Here is a 7,036-nt window from a genome sequence, read left to right as displayed (position 1 = left end):
CCCCCCCCCCGCACTTCTATAAGTAAAGTGAATTTATGTTTTAATTTACCTTTTATTTTAATGTTTACAGAATACTTACACAAAAAACAACAAAAAGCGAAGTAAAAAACACTTCAAATGGAACACATATTCGCCATTAAAAGGATAAAAAGGCGAGTTCAATAGTGTATCCATTAAACATTTTTAAGGAATTTAAAAAATTTAAGGAGGCGATAAGCCATGAACAAGATCTATAAAGTTATATTTAATCGCAATAAAAATCGCTATGAAATTGTGTCTGAATTAGCGTCTAGCCGTGGTGGTAAATGTAAAGTTAAGGCTGGAAAGCAGATTGCTAAACTTTTTATGACTGGCTTATTAGCCACTTTCCTTAGTAGTGTGGCATTAGCGGCAGAGCAAGAAGTTGTAGTTAAATATGATGATGCTACAGGCACAATCAAAATTGTTAAAAAAGAAGATGAGAGTCAAGTGCTAGCATCCTATGCAGTGGGTGGGAACATAAGCTCTATTGATCCTAATGAGGGCACGTATCCAACTGGGACTATATCACTAGGAAAAGACAGCAAGGTTCTTCAAAATAATACCATTGCTATTGGTACGGATGCTCATGCTGGTGATGCAAGTGGTTCTGTTACTCAAAGCGATGGTAAAATCGCGATTGGTAATAAAACCGTAGCGAGTGGCGATAGAAGTATTGCATTAGGGAATCAGTCAACCACGAATAAAGGTTCATATAATATCGTACAAGGAAATGACTCGATTGGTATTGGTACTTCTACGAGTGTATTTGGTTACTCTGGTGTATCCATTGGGCGACGCAATATTATTGGGGTACCCGATCCTGACTTGGTGAACAATAGAGTCTTAACGACAAAATCTAAAACTCCTGATAAAAAAGGAGTAGATAAAGAAGCAGCCCCAGGTGGAAACAGTGTTATTGTAGGTGCCTATAATGTGGCATATGGCAGTCGTTCGAGTATTATTGGTACCTATTCCCGTGCTATGGGCAATAATAGTGTAGCTATTGGTAGTGGCGTACAGTCCTTAACTGATGGTGCTATTGCCATTGGTAAAGGTAGTGGTTATGAGTTTGAAGATGGCTCTCGCAAAAAAGGTAGAGAAAAAGAGTTTTATGGTCGTGATTGGGAATTGCCACCAGAATACAAGGTATTAAAGCAGGTACTTAGTACTGATATTGCAGGGGATGAACAATATAAAGGAAAAACAGATTTTAGATGGGAAAAAGATGGAACCTTACCTAAATATAATAACTATGGTGCCGGTAGCAGTGATCCCGGTGGCTTTATTGTAGAGGGGAAAAATGCGCTGGGTGTTGGTAGCTACACTCAAGTGCGTGGAGACAGTGCCATTGGTTTGGCAACGGGGGAAATGACAGCAGATCTTTCTAAAAAAGATAAGTCTGACTATGCCAAAGATATGGGTAAAATCATGGACATGGAAGAAACCTTGTACGCTGCAAAGGAGAAATTGAAGAGTGATTCAACTAGCGATAAGGAAACACTAGAAGCTGACGTGAAAGCTGCTGAAGAGAGTTTGGCAGCTGCCAAAAAAGCCTTTCGTGAGACTTACTTGAAAAAATATTCCTTCGTCGATGGTAACGGTGCTTTAGGTATTGGGCGTCAAATCTTGGCACAAGGGGATCGCTCTATGGCGGTTGGTGATTTTGCTAAAGCTATTTCTAACGATGCTATTGCTTATGGCGGTAAAACATTGGCAAATGGTACTAATTCGATGGCTATGGGTGGTAATGCACATGTAGGTACAGAGGGTACAGAGGGTACAAAGGGTAACTCTTTTAACAATAGTATGGCCATCGGTTCCCATACCAATGTACAAGCCAACAATGCCGTAGCCTTAGGTGCCTTTAGCCAAGTAACCGGGGAAAACTCGTTGGCCCTAGGCTTTGGTAAACAAGATGGTAATAATATTAACTACAATGCCGTGTCCGGTAAAGACTCTACCCTCATTGGTAGTTATGGCAACATTACAGGGAACAATTCCATTTTAATCGGTAGTAGCGGTAGCATTGCTAATGACCGTGTTGTTGCTTTAGGGAATAATATTCATATTGCTAAAGCCGATGAAAACGATCAAGTTAACAATACCTCAGGCTCAGTATTCCTTGGCGATCACGCTGGCTATGTAACAGATTCAAAACGTGCTCGTTCGCTAGGCAAAGTAGATGTAGTAGGTAGTAATGAAAAAATGGAATTAACCGAATCCCTCAGCAGTACGAAGGGGGCATTGCGGGATTATACTAAGGATTTTATCTATATTTATATGCTGGAACGGCAAGATGATGGCACCCAAATTGGTGCACCAATAGCGGTTCGTAGCGATTTCGCTGGTGGTGATTCCACCGTTGGTGTTGTGAGTGTGGGCTCTACTTATGAACAAAAATTTGAGAATATTGATGAAATTAGAAAGTATCATACTAAAGTAGGTTCTCTTATTACCGTACCAGTAGTGGTTGAAGTCGAAGTAATGAAAAATGGTATTAATTTAGGCAAACAATCTCAAACCCGTTACTTTGCAGCGGACTCAACGCAAGAAGAGATTTACGCGGATAGTACATTATCGCAAGCTGATAAGGAAAAGGTATGGAAGGAGATTCAAGCAAAAACATCGTCTTCTGATTCAACGTACACCGTATTTGAAACTCGCCGTATCCAAAATGTAGCACCGGGTTTGATTGGTTCTAACTCAACGGATGCTATCAATGGATCGCAATTGTTTGCCACTAACCAAATGTTAGGTAACTTAGTCGGCAGTTTGAAGAAAGCATTAGGCGATAATGTAACCATTACCCCAGATGGACAAATCGACACAAAAGATGAAGATAATACTCCTTTTACCTTAGGATGGATTGCTAAGGCTGGTTCCGTAGAGGGTTCAAATGGCACAGTAGCCTATAAAGTTGATAAAGCGGAGGATGAAACAGACGAGGCTTACCAAGCTAGGAACGCTAAGTTGCAAAAGGATGGCTATATTGTAGATGCTGCTAAGGTGATGACCTTCAAAGCAGGCAAAAACATCGGTTTAGTACAAAAACCGGGTGAGCTCAGCATTAGCACCATTGATAAGCCAAGCTTTAAGTCCGTAGAATTGCGTGGCGAAACGAAGAATGTTGACGGCAAAAAGGTTACTGAAGTCACTAAAATCGACTCAAGCGGTATGAAAGTGGTAACAGAAACTTCAACACCAGCGAGCGATGGCAGTACGACTCCTCCTACAGTAACAGAAAAAGTTTCCACCACCGTAGGAAAAGGTGGAGTGTCTACAGATGGAAGCGTTAAAGTAACAAATGGAACAACAGATCTAGTAACCATCGACAAAGGTACAGATGGTTCTGGTACGGATCAGGAATATGGCAAAATTGGCTTAGATGGTAAAAATGGTAGCAATGCAACCATTACCGTTGACCGTGGCACTAGCTCTTTAGACGATACGAAGAACATCGGCGGTACCAATCCTAAGCAAGACATTAGCGAAAACAACCCTGCTAAGATGGATCGCATTACATACACAACGAAGAGCAAAGATGGCAATGATGTAATAACCCACGAAGTGGCAACGATGGATGATGGCTTGTTCTTCTCCGGCGATAGTGCTGATGGCGAAAACAACAATGTTAAGAATAAGTTCGATCGTAAGTTAAGCCAAGAAACGAAAATCATTGGTGGCGTAGACCTTGGTTTACAATCTGATGCAACGGCAGAACAACGCAAAACAGCGATTGCCGACAAATTAACAGACCGCAACATCGGCGTTATTTCTGACGGCACCGATACACTTACAGTTAAATTGGCGAAGAATTTAATGGGCTTAGATTCCACAACGTACACTAGCCTTACAACTAAAACAGATGATGGTAATGCTACATCTACTATGAAAGTAGACGGCAATGGTGTGCGCTTTGTGGATAATAACGGAGATACGGTGAACAATACACCGACCTTCACTACTGATGGCATTACGGGTGGTAACAAAACGATTACCGATGTAGCTAGCGGCATTGGCGGCGAAGTGAAGGACGCCGCCCACGATAATGCCAATACCTTCTTAGAAAACGTGAATAAGATTGGTGCGCCTACAAATGGCATTAGCGAAAATATCGTAGTAAATGCAAAAGATTTGAAGAATCTCGTAGACACGGGCTTTAAGCTAAATACATCTGGTCAAGGCAATGCAGGTGCAACCACCGTTAAGATTGGCGATACCATTAATGTAGTAGACGGTGCTAACACGAAAGTGTCAGCCATTACCGCTGAAGATGGTACGCATACATTCCATATTGATGTAACAGGTATGCCTATTTCCTATACGGATAATCAAGGTAATGCACTTACCAAGATTGGCGACAAGTATTATAAGAATACAGATATCGAAAACGGCAAACCGAAGACAAATGCTAAAGATGTACCAGCAGATGAAGTAACAAATAATATTAAGGTTATCGACAAAGATGGTACAACCAATAATCAAGGCACGATTAGTAATGTGAAATCTGTATTTGACAGCAATATCGGCAACGGTGCAGATACAGGCTCGAACGTTGATGAAATTAAGGACGGCTCTGTAATATCTAACACTGGCTCCAATCGGTTTATAAACGATCTGACTAAGCTTAATGACCAAGTTGATCCAAAGGCTACAGATACCGAAGCTGAACAAATACGTGCTAAGAAGGATGAGGAAAAACTTAATTCCGTCTCTACCGTAAGAGACCTACAAAAGGTAGCATTAACACCGCTTTTCTTTGAAGGAGATGTGGCTCAAGATAAAAAAACAGCGAACACATTCGATCGCAAGTTAAGTGAAAAAACAAAGATTGTTGGTGGACAAAAAGACGTTACCCAGTTAACAGATGGCAATATCGGCGTAGTATCCAACGGTACGGACACCTTAACCATTAAATTGGCTAAGGAATTGCAAAATCTTACATCGGTAACCACTGGTTCTGGTGATAATACAACCGTTATGAACCAAGATGGCGTAACTATTACAACCCAAACACCTAAGAACGGAGGTAAACCGGCAAGCACTACTGAAACGAAGCTTTCTAAAGACGGTTTAGCAACAGACGGTACCGTTAAAGTAACGAATGGTAAAACTGGCGATAACGCAAAAGACCTTGTTACTATTGCCAAAGGTACAGAAACTGATCAAAACGCAACGGATAAAGAGTTCGGTACAGTGACGATTGATGGCAAGAATGGTTCTAATGCAATATTGACTGTAGATCGTGGCACTAAATCTGTTACTGACTCGGCGAATGTTGGCAAAGATTCAAGTAAACCAGTAAGTGATGATAACCAAGCAGGAATGGACCGCTTGACCTACACCACTACGGGTGCTGATGGTAAGAGCATTATCAACCACGAAGTGGCAACTTTGGATGATGGCTTCTTCTTAACCACAGAACATACCGAAGCAGATAAAACGAGAACAGTGCTATTTAACAACACTATTAAAGTTTTGGATGGCGCTAATACAAAAGTTTCCGCTATGGGTGGCGAAAAGGGAACGCATACTTTTAGTATTGACGTAACTGGCTTGCCTGTATCTTATACGGTACAACAAGATGGTAATACAACACCTGAAAATGTATCGAAAGTAGGCGACACCTACCAGTTAGCGAATGGTACGAAATTGGTAAAAGTAGGAAATAAGTTCTACAAACCAGACCAATTAGTAAATCCAACAGTCGAAAACCCAACAGTAAAACAAGGTGAAGAAAATAAAGACTGGAAACTTACTAATAATGTTTCATTGGTAAATCCAAATGATGGCAAAGATGCACCAACCTTATCCAATGTGGGTTCTGCATTGAAAAAATCTGACGGTACTCGCATCACTATGAGCGATTTAGATGATAGCAGCGTATATCCAACTGATAATCCAATTTGGAATAATGCAGTCAATGTAGGTGATTTAAAAGCAGCGACAGATGCTGCACGCACCGAAGTAACGGGTACTGGTGAAGCATTCGTTACTAGAAAACAAGCTACTGATGGACATACTATTTACAATGTCCATGTAGACCCTGTAGTTGATGTAGTCGACGCAGACGGAGGTAATGTTGTACGTGGCGATGATGGCAAGTACTACAACCCAACGGATATTGCGGATAAAACATTCGTGTCCGATGGTAAAGGCGGCGGTAATTGGTACAATACATCCGATATTGGTGATAATGGTCAACCTAATACAGGTGCGTCAGTACAAAATATTAACCCTGTGGATGTAAAAAATAATTTCGTCAATCCAAATGGCACCGGTTCTATCGTTGTTGACAATGTGAAAAGTGGCATTGGCGGTAAAGTGGTTGACTCAGATCACAATGACAGCAACACTTTCTTAGAAAATGTGAATAAGATTGGTGTGCCTACAAATGGCATTAGCGAAAATATCGTAGTAAATGCAAAAGATTTGAAAAACCTAGTGGATACTGGTTTCAAATTGAATACGTCTGGACAACCAACTGACCCTGGTGCAACCACCGTTAGGATTGGTGATACCATTAATGTCGTTAATGGGGCGAATACGAAAGTATCCGCTATTACAACATCTAAAGACGGCGTACACGCATTCCATATCGATGTGACGGGCATGCCAATTTCCTATACGGATACAGATGGTAATGCACTCACTAAAATTGGTGATAACTATTACAAAAATACAGACATTACCAATGGCGTGCCAAATAAGGATGCCGTGGCAGTAGATCCTGAGAAGGTAACCGACAACATTAAGGTAATTAATAAGGACGGTAGCACTACTAACCCTGGTACGATTTCCAATGTGAAATCCGCTATTGATGGCGTTGTAGGTAATGGGGGACCAAATGGCAGTACTATTAACGGTGAAGGCGGTACGAATACTTTCATCGACAATGTAAATCGCATTGGTGCCGATACGAATGGTATCGATAAAAATAGCGTTGTCACTACTGGTGATTTGAAAAACTTAGCCGACACACCATTGTTCTTTAGTGGCGATGTATCTTCAGCCA

1 protein-coding gene and 1 pseudogene are annotated in these 7,036 nt (G+C 41.1%); both read left to right on the top strand.

Going from position 1 to position 7,036, the window contains the following annotated elements; genetic code table 11:
• Positions 1 to 219: 219 nt before the first annotated feature.
• Positions 220 to 711: pseudogene (locus QV04_RS11965) on the top strand (ESPR-type extended signal peptide-containing protein); the annotation flags it as partial.
• Positions 712 to 1,827: 1,116 nt separating this feature from the next.
• On the top strand, positions 1,828 to 7,036 hold a 5,209-nt coding region (locus QV04_RS07275; RefSeq protein ID WP_231924863.1), incomplete at its 3' end, for a hypothetical protein.

It is taken from the genome of Gallibacterium genomosp. 1, assembly GCF_001678575.1.
In the GTDB taxonomy this organism is placed as follows: Bacteria; Pseudomonadota; Gammaproteobacteria; order Enterobacterales; family Pasteurellaceae; genus Gallibacterium.
The sequence above is the reverse complement of the archived record's forward strand: the minus strand, read 5'-3'. Positions and strand labels throughout refer to the sequence as shown.